Here is an 18,037-nt window from a genome sequence, read left to right as displayed (position 1 = left end):
ACCCCCTAGGCTGACCAGATCATGCCCACCGTCGCCTTCCTGCTCGCCCCGAACCTGCACCTGCTCGACCTGTCCGGGCCGGCGCACGTGTTCTCCGCCGCGGCCAAGTTCGGGCTCGACTACGAGCTGGTCTACCTGGCCGACACCGACGTGGTGCCGACCGCGCAGGGGCTGACCGTGCAGGCGTCGACGGCGATTCCGGACCTCGGCCCCGACGACCTGGTCGTCGTGCCGGGGTGTGCCGGTGACCGGCTGAGCCGGACGTCCCGGCTCGGGCCGGCGCTGATGACGGTGCTGCGGGAGTTCCCCGGCACCGTCGCCAGCGTCTGCTCCGGCGCCGAGCAGTTGGGCCGGGCCGGCCTGCTGGACGGCCGGCGGTGCACCACCCACCATGAACTCCAGGACGAGCTGGCCACGCGGTACCCGACGGCCACGGTCGTGCGGGACGTGCTGTACGTGATCGACGGCCGGATCGTCACCTCCGCCGGCATCGCCTCCGGCATCGACCTGGCGCTGCACCTCGTGGCGGCGGCGCACGGGCCGGCGATGGCCGCCCGCATCGCGCGGGAGATGGTGATCTACGCGCGCCGCAACGGAGATGCGCGGCAGGCCAGCGCGATGCTGCGGCACCGGTCGCACCTCAGCGACACCGTGCACCGGTTGCAGGACCACATCGACGCCAACTTCGTCGACCGGTTGCCGCTGGCCGAGCTGGCGCGGGCGGTCGGGTGCAGCGAGCGGACGGTGACCCGACTGTTCAGCCAGGCCACTGGTTTGACGCCGCTGCGCTACCAGCAGCTGCTGCGGATCGAACGGGCCGAGCACCTGCTCGGGCAGGGCTCGACCATGGAGGCGGCCGCGCGCGACGTCGGGTTCGAGGACGCCCGGATGTTGCGGCGGCTGCGGTCCCGGGAACCGGCGCGTCCGTAGCGTGCGGCGTACGCCCGACCAACTAGGCCGGTATCCGGTGTATCAACCACTTGAACCACCGATGACCTGGTCAAGTGCGACACGATCACATGGTCTGACCAACCACTAGGGGGTGTCTGATCACCCGTCGATCCGCTGCCCGTTCGACCCGAAAGCCGAGCAAGACTTGGCCCGTGTCTTGGTAAAAGTCCTTACCGATGTCAGCGTTGTCGTATCTGGCACCGCCACCGGCCGCTCCTGCACACCAAGACCGTGGGCGCACCCAGCACGACGGGAGTTTGACGTTGCACGTGATGCCGGTACCGGCGGAGCGGGGCCTGCCCCTCGACACCGCACTCGCACGTGGTCTGGCGGCGGTCGGCGAGCTCGGCCTCACTGCGGACTTCAGTCCGCTGCTGGACGCCGATCCCGGCAGCTGGCGGTGCTCGCTGCGGCACTGTGGCGTCGGCATGGAGGCAGCCGACGGCATCGGCCGCGGCGACCGTGAGACGGCCCGGGTTGGCGCGCTGTTCGAGGCGCTGGAGCACTACCTGAGCGGCCTGGACGGGCTGCGCAACCGCCAGGTCCGGCTACGCGACGCGCACGAGGTGGCCAACGGCCCGCTGGCGGCGGATCCGCTGGTCCGGCGGCTGGGCGAGGGCCCGGCGCGCGAGCTGGGCTGCGTCCGCTACCAGGCGCTGGACGGCAGCCCCGACGTCGACGTGCCGGTGTTCCTGACCATCCCCGAGTACCGCGGGCGGCAGGGCGAGGCGACTCGGCTCAAGGCGGACGACTTCTACGACTACACCGCCGCCGACCGGTGCCTGGAGACCAGCGGCTGGGCCGCCGGGTCGTACGCGGCGGAGGCCCTGGTGCACGCCGTCAACGAGGCGATCGAGCGGGACGCGCTGGCGCAGCTGGTCGCCGAGCAGTTCATCGGCCAGCACACGCCGCCGCTGTGCGCCGTCGATCCGGCGACGCTGCCCGACGACCTCGCCGACCTGCTGATCACCGCCGCCGACCGGTCCGGACGCTCGGTGCACCTCATCGACATGACCTCGGACGTCGGCGTGCCCGCGTACTTCGCCTTCCAGGCACCGGAATCCGGCGGCTCGCCGACGGCGGTCGGCAGCGCTGCCGGGCTGTGCGGCCACGTCGCGGCCGCTCGGGCGCTGACCGAGCTGATCCAGTGCCAGACCACGCCGACCGTCCGCCGGTTACCCGACTTCACCGGCAAGCTGCCGGACGCGACGTCGGTCGAGTTCGTCGGCGCCGACGGGCCCACCACGCCGCGCCAGCACCTGGACGTGCTGGTGGAGCTGTTGCAGAGCAAGGGATTCACCCCGTACGCGCGGGAGCAGTACTCGACGCGCAACGTGGCCGTGGTCAACGTGTTCGTGCCGGGGCTGAACCGCTCGACCGACTGCCGCAGCCTGCGGGTCAGTCGTCGGTGTGCTCAAGCGCCCACTGGGTGAGCATCGGCCGTGTGGTGAGCCGCAACTTCTTGTAGCTGTTGTGCAGGTGCGTCTCCACGGTCCGTTCGCTGAGGAACAGCCGCTCGGCGATCTGGCCGTTGGTCAGGCCCTCCCCCACCAGCCGCACGACTTCGCGTTCGCGCTTGCTCAGCGCCTGCACGCCGGAAAGCGCCTGCACGCGGGCGATCCACGGCTTCAGGCCGGCCAGTGCGTTGGCACAGCGGGAGATCGCGTCCGGGTCGGGGTTGTCGTCGAGCTCCAGGGCCTCGACCTCGGCCTGCGCGGCCAGCAGCGGCGCGCCCATGCCGTACAGGCTCGTGGCGGCGCGCCGGAGCAGGTCCCGGGCCGTCGCGTGATCACCGGTCAACGCCAGCGTCAGACCCTCCTGGCGGTTCGCGAGCGCGTCCAGGAACAGCGCGGTCTTGCCGGCGATCCGCAGGTGATCCACCGCCCGACGGGCGGCGGCAAGATCCTTGCGTGCCACCGCGAGGTAACCGACGTAGGCGACACGCAGCCAGTCCACCAGCATGTCGCCGAGCGGACGCGGCGGCAGGTACACTGTGTCGGCGACGGCCGTCTCGACGCGCAGGGCGTAGGCGGTCCCGGCGAGGTCGGTCGCCATCACGATGTCGTCGTGCGCGGGGTCGAAAAGTGCCCGCGCAGCCTCCAGATCCGTGGCCGCACGGTCGAGCTCTCCCTGCTCCGCCAACAGAAACGCGCGGGCGGCCAGCGCCCGGACGACGATCCAGTCCTCGCCGACGTGCTTGGCGAGCTCCAGGCTGGCGTCCGCGACCGCGAGCGCGCCGGGCAGATCGCCGGCGACGAACGTGACGATCGTCCTGACGTAGGCCACGTAGTGCGTCGCTCCGGGCAGGTAGAACTGAACCTCCGCGGCACCGGGGTTCTCGACGGTCCGCACCGCGCCCGGGATGTCGCCGCGCAGGATCGACAGCACCGGCATCTGAAGCGCCGGCGCGTACCGGTACTGCTCGCGCTCCTCGGTTCTGAGGCGCCCGGCGGCCTCCAGCGACAGCAGGTTCTGCGCGTACGCGCCGGCGTAGTCGCCGCGCAGGCGCGCGGCGACGCTCGCGCCGAAGTGCGCGACCGACCGTGCCTCGTCGCTGTCCTGGGACCGGAGCAGGTCGAGCATCTTGTCCAGCACCTGCCACAGCATCGCCATGTCGGCCGACCGGATCGCGACGAGCCAGTGCACCATCAGCCCGATCGGCGGATCCTCCTTGTCGTCGAACGCCACCGGCCCCGGCAACGCCTGGAGATTGCCGCGCTCCGCCTCGAGCATCGACCGGTAGTAGCCCAGCAGGCGCTGCCGGAACGTGTCGCCGGCGTGCTGCGCGATGGAATCCGCCAGGTGCCAGAGGGAAGCGGCGTCGTCGAGGTGGCCGGTGGCTTGCAGCGCACGGGCCAGATCCGTCATCAGCTCCGGCATCAGGTCGTCCCGGCCGGCGGCGCGGGCGTGATTCAGCGCCACGCTCAGGTAGTCCACGGCCTCCTGCGCGTCGTGCACGCCGAGCGCGCGTTTCCCCGCCGCGTAAAGGACTTCGCACGCCCGCTCGGGATCGACGAGATCGCCGGCGTCGCGGTAGTGCGGCGCCGCCGCGAAGACGTCGGTCTTGTCCAGCGCGGCGGCGATGCTCGCGTGCAGCGAACGCCGTTGTCCCACAGTCAGTTCCGCGTAGGCAACCTCGGCGTAGAGCGGGTGCGAAACGCGAACGGTCAGCACCGGGCCGTCGACCAGCTCCTCGATCAGGCCCTGGTCGAACAGTTGCCGCAACACCGAGTCGAAGCCGTCCTCCGACCACACCGCCCGCAGCAGCCGTGGCGTGCCGGCGGAGACGGCGATCAGCTCCAGCAACCGGCGCGCCCGATCGTCCAAGCGCTGCAACCGATCCAGCACGACATCGCGGACGATCACCGGCACGTCGGTGACCGAGCCGCCGCCGACCAATGCCGTGACGAACAGCGGCACGCCCTGGGCGCGTGCGGTCACCTCGCGCAGGAACTCGGCCTTCGGCTCGGCACCCAGCAGGTCGCCGACGAGTTCGCCGACCGCGTTGTCGGACAACGGTTCCAGCGCCAGATCGACGCCGGACTCGTCGCGCCTGATGGTCATCGCCAGCGCCGCGAGCGGGCCACCCGGCTCCGCGCTGCGGTAGCCGCACAGCATCAGCAGGCGACGCCGCCGACTCCCCCGGCCCAGGTGGTGCAGCAGCTCGATCGTGCCGCGGTCGGCCCAGTGCAGGTCGTCGACCACGAACAGCGCCGGCCGGTCGGCCGTGATCCGCTCCATCAGGCGCAGCACGGCCTCGAACATCCTGGTGCGTTCCAGGTCCGGATCGCCGGAGCGGGGCGCCTGCGGCAGCCGCGGATCCGGGATCAGGCCGGCGATGTCGTGCAGGCCGTCCAACAGCGCCGACTCGGGCCGGGTGGCCAGGTAGCGGCGCAGCGCCTCCACGATCGGCGCGTACGCGAGGCCGGCCTGCAACGGACTCGACGAGCCCGTCAGCACCGCGAAGCCGTGCTCCTTGGCCCGCTGCAACGCGCTGAGCGCCAGCCGCGACTTGCCGATGCCGGCCTGCCCGGACACCAGCAGCACGCGGCCCTCGCCGGCCCGGACCGCGCCGATCGCCTCGTCGATGATCCCCAGTTCGCGATCACGGCCAACCAGCCTCGGCTCCACTCGGCACAGTATGCACCAATCGGGCTAGGGTTTGAGCCCGGTCAGCACGGTCAGCGCCGGCTGCCGGCCCACGTCCACGCGCGTCGCCGCGACCAGCCCGGCGTCCACGAGCCAGCGCTGGTAGTCGGCCGGCGCGTGGATGGTGCCGCCGCGGGTGCGCAGCAGCAGGGACAGCTCGTGCGTGGCGGCGCCCTGCGAGCCGGCGAGGGTGTCGATCACCGTCAGCGCGCCGCCTCTGCGGACCGCCGGCGTGTAGCGGCGGATCAGCTCGGCGGCGCAGTCCGCGTCCAGCAGGTGGCAGACGCCCGACAGCACAACCAGGTCGTACTCGTCGGCCGCGGGCTGGGCGTCGAACAGTCCGCCGGGGAGGAAGTCGAACCGGGGCCCGGCGGCGGCCCGGCGGTTGGCCGGCACGTCCAGCACGCTGACCCGGCACCGCGGATCCCGCGCGGCCAGCGCCACCCCGCACGGCGCCCCGTCCACGCTGACGTCCAGCACCCTGGTCGCGGCCGGCAGCTCGGTCACCACGTCGGCACGCATCCCGTGCAGCAGCACGGTGATCACGTCCCTTTCGGCCTCCCTTGCGGGCAGACCCGTGCGGACCGAGTCCGTCACCTGGTCCCGCCACGGCAGCAGCGGGTGCACTCCGGCGAGCCCGGCCGTCACCGGCTCGTAGCGGCCGTCGGGGCGGCGGGTGACCAGCCCGCTGTCGACCAGCGCCGCCAGCACCACCCGTACGCCGCGAACGCTTGCGCCGCAGGACATCGCCAGATCGTCGACGGTCGCCGGCGTGCGGTCGATGTAGTCGATCAGGCCGAGCTGCACCGCCGCCGAGTACGCCGAGAGCGTCGCGGCGGCGCGGTGCAGCCCCAGGAGCGCCCCGGTCATCGCGCCAGCATCCGGCGCATGATCGTGACGCTCTCCAGCGCGGCCGCGTCGGCACGGGCGTGCTCGTGCTGTGCCGACAGCAGCTGCGCCAGGTTGATCAGCGCCCACGACAGCCGCTGGTCGTGGGCGGCGTTGCCGGGGTCCTCCTCGGCTCGCCGCTTGAGCTCCGCCACCGCCTGCTCCGTGAGCGCCACCGCGTCCTCGGACCGGTGGTGCTCGCTCTGCGGGATGCCCCAGCACATCTCCGCACGGCTGATCACGTCCTGCTTCGTCCCCATGCGACCAATGCTCGCGTCGCCGCGGGACGAGCGGGGTACGTAATCGGGGGCGGCGGGCGAAGTTACGTACCCGCCGTCCAGGCCGTGGCCTGCCGGCCGACGAGCTCGCTCAGGTCGCCGTCGGTGAGGTTGAAGTCCAGCGCGTGCAGGCCGTAGAAGTTGGCCTGCGGCGGACCGACGAGGTCGTCGCCGCCGGTGATATCCAGCCAGGAGACGGTGCTCGTGCCGTCCAGCGTCTGCTTGCACTGGCCGGTCAGCGTGCCGTGGTAGCGGGCGAAGCCGGTCGGGTAGTTCGGGACCGTGAGCGACTGCCCCAGCGAGCTGATTCGCCCGTACGGGTTAAGGTCGTTGCCGCCCACGAGCTTGCGTGTGTACAGCACGGTGTCCAGCGGCGTGGGGCCGCTCGTGCCGGCCAGCAGCCCGGCCGGGTTCACGCACAGCACCTGGTGGTTGGGGTCGTTGACCACGCGCACCAGGTCGGCGTCCGGCGTCGGCACCTGCCCGCCCGGCTTGTAGCTCGAATAGGCGACGACACAGCCCGTCTCGGTGGCGAGCTGGCAGGCCGGCACGTGCTGGAAGGTCGCCTTCGCGTCGCCGTCGCCCTCGATCTTGCCCGTCGGGACCACGATGTGGCCGCCGAGCAGGATCGCCGACACCAGCTGGCGCTGCATGTCCGGGTGGCCGTCGAACTTGTCCTGGACCAGCGTCGTCAGCGCCGCCGCGCCCTGGGAGTGCCCCAGCAGCACGACGCCGCGGCGCTTGCCCGTGGCGGGGTCGGTGTTGTCGTGGTCCCAGTAGTACTGGAAGGCCTGCTCCACGTCGCCGATGGCCGTCGAGTAGTCCGGTGGGATCTTGGTGATCAGCGACAGCGCCAGCTCCGGCAGCGTGCGCTGGCGGTAGGTCGGGATGAAGATCCGGCAGCGCGGGTTCAGCATGCCCACCTGCGCGATCGCCTGCGCGAACTCCTCGTCCGACGTCGCCGGCACGATGTTCGGCAGCGTGTCGACGGTCGGGTAGACGTAGAAGCAGTCAACCTTCGGCGAGTCGGTGGCCTGCGGGCCGCCGGTGACGTCGGTGGTGTCGAGGGGTACTTGGTCGTGGCTGATCGGGTACGTAGCGGTGGTCGGTCCGCAGGAGGCGTGGCACATCCACACCGGCGCCGGCAGCGCGTCGGCGGGCGCCGCGATGGCGGGCGCGGCGAGGCCGGCCGTCAGCGCGACGGCGGCGGCAAGGGATCCCCAGGTCATGAGGGGAAGTCAACCAGCCCTTGGGCCGACCGCACCTCACCCGATAGGGGTACGCGGTGCTCGGGTGGGGGCATTCCTGGCGTTGAACGCCCCCACCCGAACGTCAGAGAGGGTTTCTCCCATGCAGGGAAGGACGCCTTCCCCTCGTTGAACGCAGGGAAGGCGTCCTTCCCTGCATCACGATGTGTCTGAGAGCGGAATTCGGTGTGACTGTGAGCGGGACTCGCGGGGGGTTTGCCCGGGTGCGGCGGCCGCCACCACCGCACCCGGCCCTCTGGACTACGCGCCGCCGCGTACCCAGAAGTTCGACCCCTCAGCCGATGTGCCGCTCGGCCCCGCCGGTGCTTCGCACGGTTGCTGGATTTCGGCCGCCGCCACCCGACGCGCCCACCGCGGAGGCCGATGCGGAGGTCGAAATTCAGCAAGGGCGAGGCACCGGCTAAAGGGGGGCCGAGCCCCGCGCGGAACGCGCGGCATTAATTGTGTCGCGGTACCACAGGGCACTGGCCTTGGGCACGCGCTGCTGGGTCTCGTAATCGACCCGGACGATGCCGAACCGCTTGGCATAGCCGTAGGACCATTCGAAGTTGTCCATCAGCGACCACGCGAAGTATCCGCGCACGTCGGCCCCGGCCTGCCGCGCGGCGGCGACGGCGCCGATGTGCGACTGGAAGTAGGCGACGCGGTCGTCGTCCTGCACGTAGTCGTCGGCGTCGGCCTCGTCGGCGAAGGCGGAGCCGTTCTCGGTGATGACCATCGGCAGCCCCGGGTACTCCCGGCCGAGGCGCACCAGCAGGTCGGTGAAGCCGGCGGGCACGATCTCCCAGCCCATGTCGGTCACCGGCAGCCCGGCCAGCACGGCGCGGGTGACGGGGACGCCGTCGGCGTCGCGGCTGTTGCCGTCCTCGTCCACACCGGAGTACCGGTGGCTGGAGTAGTAGTTGACGCCGAGCACGTCGATGGGCGCGGAGATGGTCTCCAGGTCGCCGTCCTTGATCGGGATCTCGACCCCGCGCTGGAGCAGGTCGGCGACGACGTCCTTGGGGTACCGCCCGTAGCGCAGCGGGTCGAGGTAGATCCGGGCGCCGAGGCCGTCGGCGCGGCGGGCGGCCTCGCGGTCGGCGGCGCTGTCGGTCGCCGGGTAGGACGACCCCATGTTCAGGGTGATTCCCAGCTCGACGGGCGTACGGGCGGCCTCGCGCATCCGCTGCGTGGCCAGGCCGTGCCCGAGCAGCAGGTGGTGCACGGCGGCGATGGCGTCGCCGAAGTTCCGCCGGCCCGGCGCCTGCCGCCCCTCGTAGTACCCGAGCATCGCCGTGCACCACGGCTCGTTGAGCGTGGTCCAGATCTTGACCCGATCGCTCAGCTTGTCGAACACCATCATGGCGTAGTCGGCGAACCGGTACGCGGTGTCCCGCACCGGCCAGCCGCCGGCGTCCTCCAACTCCTGCGGCAGGTCCCAGTGGTACAGCGTCACCCACGGGTCGATGCCCTTGGCCAGCAGTTCGTCGACCAGCCGGTCGTAGAACGCGAGGCCGGCCTCGTTGACGGGACCCGTGCCGCGCGGCTGGACCCGCGGCCACGCCACCGAGAACCGGTAGGTGTCGACGCCGAGCTCCTTGATCAGCGCGACGTCCTCGGGCATCCGGTGGTAGTGGTCGCAGGCGATGTCGCCGTTCTCGCCGTTGTGCACCATCCCGGGCACCCGGCAGTAGGTGTCCCAGATGGACGGTGTGCGGCCGTCCTCGTCGACCGCCCCCTCGATCTGGTACGCGGAAGTGGCCACGCCCCAACGGAAGTTCGCCGGCAGACTGGCAATCAGATCGGCTTCGACGGCCGCCGTGGTCGTGGTTTCCATGGACTTCACTCCTCCAGTGTCGGTACGCGGGTCAGCGGACGGGGTGCAGCCAGCAGGCCACCGTCCGGTCCGACCCGCCGGGCGCGTCGGGAACGCCGAGCACGGGGATCTCCTGCGCGCACGGCTCGAAGGACTTGGGGCACCGCGGGTGGAACGCGCACCCGGTCGGCATCGCCCGCAGGTCCGGCGGCGAGCCCGGGATGCCCGTCAGCTCCCGCTTGGGACCGCGCAGCGCGGGGAAGGAGCCGAGCAGGCCGGCACTGTAGGGGTGGAGCGAGTCCGTGTAGATCTGCTTGGCCGGCGCCTGCTCCACGATCCGGCCGCCGTACATGATGGCGATCCGGTCGGAGAACTCGACCAGCAGCGACAGGTCGTGGGTGATGAACAGCACCGAGAAGCCCAGCCGCTCGCGCAGCTGCACCAGCTCCCCCAGGATCTGCCGCTGCATCACCACGTCCAGCGCGGTGGTCGGCTCGTCCATGATGACGACCTTGGGCTCCAGCGCCAGCGCCATGCCGATCATGACGCGCTGCCGCATGCCGCCGGAGAGCTGGTGCGGGTAGCTCTCCATCCGGTCGCCGGGAATGCCGACCAGGTTCAGCAGCTCCCGGGCCCTGGCCTCCCGGGCCTGCCGGCTGCCACGGGGGTCGTGCGCCTTGATCGCGTCGGTGAGCTGGCTGCCGATGCGGTGCACCGGGTTGAGCGAGTTCATCGCGCCCTGGAACACGATCGACGTCTCGGCCCAGCGGAACTCGCGCAGCTCGCTGTTGGTCAGCGACAGCACGTCGTACGGGCCGCGCTCCGGGTCGTGGTAGATCACCTCGCCGCCGGCGACCACGCCGGGCGGCGGCAGCAGCCGGGTCATGCCGTACGCCAGCGTCGACTTGCCGGAGCCGCTCTCGCCGGCCAGGCCCAGCACCTCGCCGCGGTGCAGCGTGAGGGTCACGTCCCGGACCGCGTGCACGGCCTCGTCGCCGAGACCGTAGTCGACGTTCAGGCTCTTGATCTCGATGAGCGGTTCGATCATCACCGGTTGTCCTTCCCGAGCACCGGCGTGAAGCCGATCCGCATGCGCACCGTCTTGCCCTTGATCCGGCCCGCGCTGCGCAGCCGGGGGTTGACGATCTCGTCGATGCCGAAGTTGAGCAGCGACAGCGCCGTGCCCAGGATCGCGATCGCCAGACCCGCCGGCACGAACCACCACCACGCGCCCTGGGCCAGGGCCTGCTGGCTCTGCGCCCAGAACAGGATGGTGCCCCAGTTCCAGTCGGTCGGGTCGGAGACGCCGATGAACGCCAGCGTGATCTCCGAGAGCACCGCGAAGATCACCGTGCCGACGAAGCCGGAGGCGATGACCGCGGTCAGGTTGGGCAGCAGCTCGAAGAAGATGATCCGCCACGTGGACTCGCCGGTCGCCTTGGCCGCGTCCACGTAGTCCCGGCCGCGCAGGGACAGCGTCTGCGCGCGCAGCACCCGGGCGCCCCAGGCCCACGAGGTGAGGCCGATGACCAGGCCGATCACCGTGTTGCTGACCGAGGGCAGGATGGAGGCCACGATGATGATCAGCGGCAGCGCCGGGATCACCAGGAACACGTTGGACAACGCCGACAGCGCCTCGCCGCCGCTGTTGGCCAGGTAGCCCGAGCTGACTCCGATGATCACGGCCAGCACGGTCGCCACGACGCCGGCCAGCAGGCCGACGTAGACCACGCCGCGGGCGCCGGACAACACCTGGCTGAAAATGTCCTGGCCCAGGTGCGTGGTGCCGAACCAGTGCGCGGACGTCGGCGGCGAGATCAGGTCGCTGCCGCGCGCGTCCGGGTCGTACGGCGACAGGATCGGGCCGAATATCGCCAGCAGCACGTAGAAGCCGAGGATGATCAGGCCGGCCAGCGTCTTGCCGTTGCTGATGAACCGGAACTTCTGCCGCTTGGCCGGCCGCGGGCTGGGCGCGGCCTCGCCGGCGGCGGCCTGCAGGTCGACGGTCGAGATGGCCACGGCTCAGCCCTCCTTGCGGGTGCGCGGGTCGAGCACCAGGTAGGCCAGGTCGGCGATGAAGTTGGCGGCTAGCACGGACAGCGTGATGATCAGGAAGATGCCCTGCATCAGCGGGTAGTCCTTGGCGCCGACCGCCTGGAACAGCTGGAAGCCCACGCCCGGGTAGGAGAACACGATCTCCACCAGCAGCGTGCCGCCGACGATCAGGCCCAGCGACAGCGCGAAACCGGAGACGTTCGGCAGCAGCGCGTTGCGCGCGGCGTAGCCGAGCATCACGCGCCGGTCGGACAGGCCCTTGGCGTGCGCGACGGTGATGTAGTCCTCGGAGGACACCGTCACCATCATGTTGCGCATGGACAGGATCCAGCCGCTCATCGACGAGATCAGGATGGTCAGCGCCGGCAGCAGGCTGTGCTGCACCGCGCTGCCGATGAAGTCGATGTCCCAGCCGGGCGTCACGCCCGGGTCGTAGCCGCCCGAGGACGGGAAGATGCTGTCCGGGCCGGCCAGCAGCTCGATCATGATCAGGCCGAACCAGAAGTACGGCACCGAGGACAGGAAGGTGGTCACCGGCAGCACCAGGTCGACCCAGCTGCCGCGGCGCCAGCCGGCGAGCACGCCGAGGCCGGTGCCGAGCAGGAAGCTGCACACGGTGGTGATGCCGACCAGCGCGAGCGTCCACGGCAGGCTGGAGCTGATCACCTCGGACACCGGGGACGGGAAGAACGTGAACGACAGCCCGAGGTCGCCGTGCAGCAGCTGGCCCCAGTAGTCGAGGTACTGCTGCCACAGGGGCTGCTGCTTGTCCAGTCCGAACAGGACGTACAGCGAGTGGACGGCGTCGGCGTTGAGCTGGCCGCGCTCCTTGGAGATCAGCGCCTGCACCGGGTCGCCCGGGATCAGCCGCGGCACGAAGAAGTTGATGGTGATCGCGGCCCACGCGGTGAAGATGTAGAACGCGATGCGCTTGAGGAGGTAGCTCATCCGGCCGCCTCCCCGGTCGCCACCGGCGCCGGCTTCGCGACGCCCTCGGCGTAGAGCCAGCAGGCGGCCCAGTGGCCGGGCGTGTCGCCGATCTCCAGCCGCGGCGGCAGATCCGTCTTGCACCGCTCCATCACGTGCGGGCAGCGCGGGTTGAACCGGCAGCCGGCCGGCGGCCGGATCAGGCTGGGCGGCTCGCCCCCGACCTCGTCGGCCCGGGCGGGCCGGTCGGGGTCGGGAGCGGAGTCGATCAGCAGCTGGGTGTAGGGGTGGGCCGGGTTCTGGGTGACGGTCTCGCTGTCGCCGCCCTCCACCACCCGGCCCGCGTACATGACCAGCGTCTCGTCGGCGAAGTAGCGCGCCGACGCGATGTCGTGCGTGATGTACAGGATCGCCAGGTTCAGGCGTTCCTTCAGGTCTCGCAACAGGTTCAGCACGCCGAGCCGGATGGAGACGTCCAACATGGACACCGGCTCGTCGGCGAGCAGCGCCTCGGGGTTGGCCCCGAGCGCGCGGGCGATGGCCACGCGCTGGCGCTGCCCGCCGGACAGCTCGTGCGGGAACTTGTCGATGTAGCGCTCCGGCGGCGTGAGCTGCACCCGGGTCAGCAGCTCACGCAGCGCCTCCTCGAGATTCCCGCCTGTGTTGCCGTGGATGCGCAGCGACCTCGAGAGGTGGTAACGCACCGTGTGCACGGGGTTCAAGGAGCCGAAGGGGTCCTGGAAGATCATCTGCACCTGCCGGACGTAGCTCCGGAACCGGCGCCCGCCTCTGGTGTCGACCGGCTTGCCGTGCAGCCGGATCTCGCCCGAGGTGGGCTTGTGCAGCTGGGCCAGCAGCCTGGCGACGGTGGACTTGCCCGAACCGGACTCGCCCACCATCGCCGTCACCCGGCCGCGGCGCAGCGTGAGGCTGACGTCGTCGACCGCGTGCACGCTGCGTGCCTTGCGGGTCAGTAGCTCCCGGCCTTTCCTTCGCACCGGGAAGTGCTTGCTGAGACCGTCTACTTCCAGGACGACCTCACCGGTCTTGTCAGTCATCTCAGGAGGCCGGCCTCAGGTGCAGAACGATGTCTTCGGCGTTGATCAGGGTGGGCTGCCCGGGAGCGTACTCGTCGCTGGTGGACGGCCAGCCGACCCAGTTCTTGGTGCTGTACTCGCCGCCCACGTTGGCCGCCGAGGTCGGGATCATCGGCTGCTGCTCGACCATGATCTTCTGGATCTGGTTGAGCGCGGTGGCGCGCGTCGCGTCGTCCGTCGCGTTGACGTAGGTGTTGAGCGCGTCGGTGGCCTGCTGGTTCTGGAAGCGGCCGTAGTTGCCGTTCACGCCCGGCGTGCCGACCGGCTTGTACAGCGCGCCGTCCATGATGCTGGCGAACATCTGGTACGGGGTGGCGCCGGAGTCGGTCCAGTGCATCGCGGAGTCGAACGTGCCGGTGTCGATGTCCTTGGTCCAGGTGTCCTGGTTGGCCTTGTCCACCGTGGCGGTGATGCCGATCTTGGACACGTTGTCCTTGATGATCTCCAGGTCGGTCTGGTAGTCGGACCAGCCGGCCGGGTCGCTCAGGTTCAGCGTGACCGGCTTGCCGGTCTTGTCCTTGAGCGTGTTGCCGTCGTAGGTGTAGCCGGCCGCGGTGAGCTTGGCCTTGGCCCCGGCCACGTCGACCTTCACGGTCTGGCCCTTGTAGTCCGGCGCGATGAAGGACTCGCCGGCCGGCGTCGGGATGCCGGTGGGGCTGGTGACCGCCGGGTAGAAGTAGCCGGCCTCGCCCTGGTTGAAGATGTCGTCCCGGTTGATCACCATGCTGATCGCCTGGCGCAGCGTCGGGTCGTCGTAGGGCGCCTTGGTGGTGTTGAACCACAGGCCGTGCACGCCCAGGCTCGGCGGGAAGTAGATCTGGTAGTGCGCCGGGTCCTTGCTGGTGTAGACGGCCTTGTAGTTCGGGATGAACACGAAGCTCCACTCGCAGGCGCCGGTGGCCAGCGCGGTGGTCTGCGCGTTGTTGTCGGTGTAGGAGGTGTACTGGATCTCCTTCACCTTCGGCAGGTCCTGCCAGTAGGAGTCGCGCACGTCCAGCGTCACCGTCTGCGGCGTGAAGGACTTCAGCGTGTACGGGCCGGTGCCGACCGGCTGCTTCACCGGGTCGGTCGCCGGGTCGGAGATCGAGGACCACTGGTGCTTGGCCACGATCGGGATGTCCGACAGGATCTTGACCTGGTTGACGAACTGCGGCGTCGGGAAGGTCACGGTCAGCTTGTTCGTGCCCGAGGCCGTGATGTCGCCGAACTTGATGCCGTTGTTGTTCAGCGCCGGCGTGGACTTCAGCAGGTTGAACGTGTAGGCCACGTCGTCGGCGGAGAACGCCTGGCCGTCCGACCACTTCACGTTGTCGCGCGTGGTCAGGTTCAGCGTCTTGTAGTCGGCCGACCAGGACCAGTCGGTGGCCAGCCACGGCTTGGCCTTGTCGGCCGGCTTGGCCGAGTTCCACATGGTCAGCGGCTCGAAGATCATCCGCCGGTATCCCAGCGACGCGCCCGCCGACGAGGACAGGAACGGGTTGTTGTTGTCGGTCTGGGGACCGTTGGGCATGCCGACCTTGAGCACGCCGTCCGCGTTGCCCTTCGCGGTCGAGCCGCCACCGCACGCGGTGAGGGCGGAGGCCGCCATGATGCTGCCGGCTACGGCGAAGACCACTCTGCGACTGACGCGCATGGGTCCTCCTTGTCGTCTGCGAGGAGGTGGGACCGGGCGCCGCCGACGCGGCGCGTGTTGCGGCAGAGTCAACCTGCGTGTCACAGCTCACGTCAATAACGGCGCGGTCACAAAATTAACCCTAAATTTAAGCCTTGAACAAAAACCCAGGCTGGGGCGGCCGCTCGCCCGTCCCGGTTGACGACATCCGGCAGCCTAGTCGCACCGAGCGCTACGATGTCAGTACCGTGCGTGTCGACTTCGATGGCCGTTCGGTCACCGCGACGGGTGGCGGGTGGCGACGAACCGCCAGTCACACGGGCTCAAACGTCCGCAGATGTGAACTCGTGGGCTAGCCTCGCTGCCGAGACACCACACGGACGTGCGCGCCGACCGGAACCCCGCCAGGTTCACCCGACCAGGGTTAGTTGCGATGTTAAATTATGGCGCTAACTTAGTCGGTCCGGCATCCTGTCACGCAGACGTCCCCACCGTCGATGGGCACCCCATGGAACCAAAGCGCACCACGGTTCGCGATCTTCGCCGCCACAACAGGTCCACGCTGCTGTCGAAGCTGTTCTTCGACGGGCCGCTGAGCCGGCACGAGCTGAGCCAGCTCACCGGGCTGTCGGCCGCCACCGTCAGCAACGTGACCGCCGAGCTGGTCGAGGATCGGCTGATCGTGGAGGCGGGCCTGGTGGAGTCCGACGGCGGGCGGCCCCGGGTGCTGCTGCGGGTCGACCCCAAGTACGCCCACGTGGTCGGCATCGACGTCGGCGAGACCGGCGTCAAGGTGGAGCTGTTCGACCTGGCGATGACCCGGCTGGCCGCCGTGGACCACCAGCTGAACTCGGTGGAGCCCGACCCGGCCGAGGTGGTCGCGCGCACCGCCGACGGCCTGCGCGAGGTGATCGAGGCCGCCGGCGTCACCGAGAGCAGCGTGCTGGGCGTGGGCATCGGCGTGCCGGGGACCGTGGAGAAGGGCACCCGCACGCTGGTGCACGCCCAGACCATCGGCTGGGACGCCGTGCCGCTGCCGACGATGCTGCGCGACCAGGGCATCCGGCTGCCGCTGTTCCTGGACAACGGAGCCAAGACGCAGGGCCAGGCCGAGATGTGGTTCGGCGCCGGCCGGGGCGCGCGCCACGCGGTGATCGTGCTCGTCGGCTCCGGCGTCGGCGCGGCCGTGATCACCGACGGCCAGACCTACGCCGGCTACAGCAGCAGCGCCGGCGAATGGGGGCACACCACCATCGTGTACGGCGGGCGGCAGTGCCGCTGCGGGGCGCGGGGCTGCCTGGAGGCGTACGCCGGCGCGGAGGGCATCCTCGACCGCTACCGCAAGGCCCGCGGCGGGCGGGGCGTCGTCGACACCGACGAGCAGGCCGCGCTGGCCGCGCTGATCGCCGCCGCCGACACGTCCAAGACCGCCGCCAGGGTGCTCGACGAGACCGCCGGCTACGTCGGCGCCGGCATCGCCAACCTGATCAACCTGTTCAACCCGGAGCGCATCGTGATGGGCGGCTGGGCCGGGCTGGCCCTGGGCGAGCAGTGGCTGGAAGCGGTCAAGCGCTCCACCGCCGACCACGCCCTGCGCCACCCGTATGAGCAAACCTCGATAGAGATGTGCAAACTCGGCCCCGACGCCGTAGCCGTCGGCGCCGCCACCTTGCCGGTCGCCGCCCTCCTGGACGCCGGCGGCGACCCCCGCGAATCCCCCCGCAGCGTCGCCTGACCCCACCCCGGCCAACCCCCGCGAGTCGCGCTCACAGACACACCGAATGTAGGTTTCAGGCGGATCTGAGCCTGGCGGCTCAATTCTGCCCCAGGCTTACATTCGGTGTGTCCCAGAGCGCGACTCGCGGGGATTCGTCATGACTTGCATCTAGCCGTGAAGTATGTCCGTTCGCTAGGGTGGCTGAACCCTGCACGACTTGTCGTGGGCCACTCACCCTCGGTGGGCGGCCGCCGCCTCCTACGACAGTCGGTGAGTTCGACCTGGAGGCGACAATGACGTCACTTGCCCGATCCCGCCGGGTAACGGCCGCCGTCGCGGCCGCCGCCCTGGCGGTTCTCACCTGCGCCACGGCGACCACGTCCAGCGACGCCGCGCCGACGGCCGCGTCCTTCACCGAGGACTTCAACGGCGCCGCCGGCAGTGCCGCCAACGGCAGCCGGTGGAACTACGAGACCGGCGACAATGTCAACAACCACGAACGCGAGTGGTACACGTCCGGCGCGGCCAACGGCGCGCTGGACGGCCAGGGCCACCTGGTGATCACCGCCAAGAAGGAGGGCGGCCACAACTGCTGGTACGGCCCGTGCCAGTACACCTCGGCCCGCCTGACGACCCAGAACAAGTTCAGCGGCCAGTACGGCCACGTCGAGGCCCGCATGCAGATCCCCAAGGGCCAGGGCATGTGGCCGGCGTTCTGGATGCTCGGCACCAACATCGGCAGCGTCGGCTGGCCCAGCTGCGGCGAGATCGACATCATGGAGAACATCGGCAAGGAGCCGAACACCGTGCACGGCACCATCCACGGGCCGGGCTACTCGGGTTCCAACGGCATCGGCGCCGCCTACAACGGGCCGGTGTTCGGCGACGGCTTCCACACCTACGCGGTGGACTGGTCGCCGAACAAGATCACGTGGTCGGTGGACGGACATGCCTACGAGACCAGGACTCCCGCGGACGTGCACGGCAGCCAGTGGGCGTTCAACCACCCGTTCTACATCATCCTGAACCTGGCGGTCGGCGGCTACTGGCCGGGCGACCCGAACGGCAGCACGCCGTTCCCGGCCAAGCTCGTCGTGGACTATGTACACGTCACCACTGGCTGACATATAAGGGTTTTCCGGTCCCGCCCGGCGTGATCCGCGCCGGGCGGGCCGCCGCGCGCCCTAGTTGATCTTGACGTCGCGGGACTTGTTCCTAGTCTTGAACAAACTCCCCGCCAGGCCATTGCCAAATCCGGCGCATCCCTCCGATACTCGATGCGCCACCGGATCGATCC

14 protein-coding genes are annotated in these 18,037 nt (G+C 70.2%); 4 read left to right on the top strand and 10 right to left on the bottom strand.

Annotated features, from left to right (window positions below):
- The first annotated feature begins 21 nt into the window (after positions 1-21).
- Positions 22-930 carry a GlxA family transcriptional regulator gene (locus tag BCF44_RS38230; protein WP_116179365.1) on the top strand — a complete coding sequence of 303 codons (909 nt, stop codon included), beginning with the start codon at positions 22-24 and terminating at the stop codon, positions 928-930.
- A gap of 293 nt (positions 931-1,223) precedes the next feature.
- Positions 1,224-2,384 carry a YcaO-like family protein gene (locus BCF44_RS38225; protein WP_147328781.1) on the top strand — a complete coding sequence of 387 codons (1,161 nt, stop codon included), beginning with the start codon at positions 1,224-1,226 and terminating at the stop codon, positions 2,382-2,384.
- Here BCF44_RS38225 and BCF44_RS38220 read toward each other — a convergent pair.
- The 10 genes from BCF44_RS38220 to BCF44_RS38175 form a co-directional block, all read right to left on the bottom strand.
- Positions 2,350-5,082: a helix-turn-helix transcriptional regulator gene (locus tag BCF44_RS38220; protein WP_116179363.1), complete on the bottom strand. Its 2,733-nt coding sequence runs from the start codon at positions 5,080-5,082 to the stop codon at positions 2,350-2,352. The two genes, BCF44_RS38225 and BCF44_RS38220, sit on opposite strands and share 35 nt — an antisense overlap.
- A gap of 24 nt (positions 5,083-5,106) precedes the next feature.
- Positions 5,107-5,970, bottom strand: a complete 864-nt coding sequence (locus BCF44_RS38215) for a methyltransferase family protein (RefSeq protein WP_116179362.1) — start codon at positions 5,968-5,970, stop codon at positions 5,107-5,109.
- Positions 5,967-6,248 (bottom strand): hypothetical protein, encoded by a 282-nt coding sequence (locus BCF44_RS38210; protein ID WP_116179361.1) that lies wholly within the window; start codon positions 6,246-6,248, stop codon positions 5,967-5,969. Before BCF44_RS38210 ends, BCF44_RS38215 begins: the two co-directional genes overlap by 4 nt.
- 62 nt (positions 6,249-6,310) lie before the next feature.
- Positions 6,311-7,495 (bottom strand): DUF3089 domain-containing protein, encoded by a 1,185-nt coding sequence (locus BCF44_RS38205; protein WP_116179360.1) that lies wholly within the window; start codon positions 7,493-7,495, stop codon positions 6,311-6,313.
- A gap of 439 nt (positions 7,496-7,934) precedes the next feature.
- A complete protein-coding gene (locus BCF44_RS38200; protein WP_116179359.1) occupies positions 7,935-9,353 on the bottom strand; it encodes a GH1 family beta-glucosidase in 1,419 nt (472 codons plus the stop codon).
- Between the two features lie 31 nt (positions 9,354-9,384).
- Positions 9,385-10,380: an ABC transporter ATP-binding protein gene (locus BCF44_RS38195; protein ID WP_246016041.1), complete on the bottom strand. Its 996-nt coding sequence runs from the start codon at positions 10,378-10,380 to the stop codon at positions 9,385-9,387.
- Entirely contained in the window at positions 10,380-11,351 is a 972-nt protein-coding gene (locus BCF44_RS38190; protein ID WP_116179358.1) for an ABC transporter permease, read from the bottom strand. The genes BCF44_RS38195 and BCF44_RS38190 overlap by 1 nt, the downstream gene beginning before the upstream one ends.
- Positions 11,352-11,354: 3 nt before the next feature.
- On the bottom strand, positions 11,355-12,335 hold the full coding sequence (locus BCF44_RS38185) for an ABC transporter permease (protein ID WP_116179357.1): 981 nt from the start codon (positions 12,333-12,335) through the stop codon (positions 11,355-11,357).
- The gene (locus BCF44_RS38180; protein WP_116179356.1) at positions 12,332-13,372 is read right to left on the bottom strand and encodes an ABC transporter ATP-binding protein; all 1,041 of its coding nucleotides are present in this window, start codon (positions 13,370-13,372) and stop codon (positions 12,332-12,334) included. The genes BCF44_RS38185 and BCF44_RS38180 overlap by 4 nt, the downstream gene beginning before the upstream one ends.
- Before the next feature lies 1 nt (position 13,373).
- Positions 13,374-15,044, bottom strand: a complete 1,671-nt coding sequence (locus BCF44_RS38175; RefSeq protein ID WP_116179355.1) for an ABC transporter substrate-binding protein — start codon at positions 15,042-15,044, stop codon at positions 13,374-13,376.
- 487 nt (positions 15,045-15,531) lie between these two features.
- On the opposite strand from BCF44_RS38175, the gene BCF44_RS38170 reads away from it, so the two are divergent.
- Together BCF44_RS38170 and BCF44_RS38165 are read left to right on the top strand one after the other, a co-directional pair.
- The gene (locus BCF44_RS38170) at positions 15,532-16,758 is read left to right on the top strand and encodes an ROK family protein (RefSeq protein ID WP_116179354.1); all 1,227 of its coding nucleotides are present in this window, start codon (positions 15,532-15,534) and stop codon (positions 16,756-16,758) included.
- Positions 16,759-17,033: 275 nt separating this feature from the next.
- A complete protein-coding gene (locus BCF44_RS38165) occupies positions 17,034-17,864 on the top strand; it encodes a glycoside hydrolase family 16 protein (RefSeq protein WP_116179353.1) in 831 nt (276 codons plus the stop codon).
- Positions 17,865-18,037 lie beyond the last annotated feature (173 nt).

Source organism: Kutzneria buriramensis (assembly GCF_003387475.1).
GTDB lineage: Bacteria > Actinomycetota > Actinomycetes > Mycobacteriales > Pseudonocardiaceae > Kutzneria > Kutzneria buriramensis.
This window is presented reverse-complemented; position numbering and strand designations above follow the sequence as displayed.

Excerpts from the sequence above, each read along its gene's own strand:
- BCF44_RS38230 (WP_116179365.1), top strand. The coding sequence starts at position 22 with ATGCCCACCGTCGCCTTCCTGCTCGCCCCGAACCTGCACCTGCTCGAC.
- BCF44_RS38225 (WP_147328781.1), top strand. The coding sequence starts at position 1,224 with ATGCCGGTACCGGCGGAGCGGGGCCTGCCCCTCGACACCGCACTCGCA.
- BCF44_RS38215 (WP_116179362.1), bottom strand. The coding sequence starts at position 5,970 with ATGACCGGGGCGCTCCTGGGGCTGCACCGCGCCGCCGCGACGCTCTCG.
- BCF44_RS38210 (WP_116179361.1), bottom strand. The coding sequence starts at position 6,248 with ATGGGGACGAAGCAGGACGTGATCAGCCGTGCGGAGATGTGCTGGGGC.
- BCF44_RS38205 (WP_116179360.1), bottom strand. The coding sequence starts at position 7,495 with ATGACCTGGGGATCCCTTGCCGCCGCCGTCGCGCTGACGGCCGGCCTC.
- BCF44_RS38200 (WP_116179359.1), bottom strand. The coding sequence starts at position 9,353 with ATGGAAACCACGACCACGGCGGCCGTCGAAGCCGATCTGATTGCCAGT.
- BCF44_RS38195 (WP_246016041.1), bottom strand. The coding sequence starts at position 10,380 with ATGATCGAACCGCTCATCGAGATCAAGAGCCTGAACGTCGACTACGGT.
- BCF44_RS38185 (WP_116179357.1), bottom strand. The coding sequence starts at position 12,335 with ATGAGCTACCTCCTCAAGCGCATCGCGTTCTACATCTTCACCGCGTGG.
- BCF44_RS38180 (WP_116179356.1), bottom strand. The coding sequence starts at position 13,372 with ATGACTGACAAGACCGGTGAGGTCGTCCTGGAAGTAGACGGTCTCAGC.
- BCF44_RS38175 (WP_116179355.1), bottom strand. The coding sequence starts at position 15,044 with ATGCGCGTCAGTCGCAGAGTGGTCTTCGCCGTAGCCGGCAGCATCATG.
- BCF44_RS38170 (WP_116179354.1), top strand. The coding sequence starts at position 15,532 with ATGGAACCAAAGCGCACCACGGTTCGCGATCTTCGCCGCCACAACAGG.
- BCF44_RS38165 (WP_116179353.1), top strand. The coding sequence starts at position 17,034 with ATGACGTCACTTGCCCGATCCCGCCGGGTAACGGCCGCCGTCGCGGCC.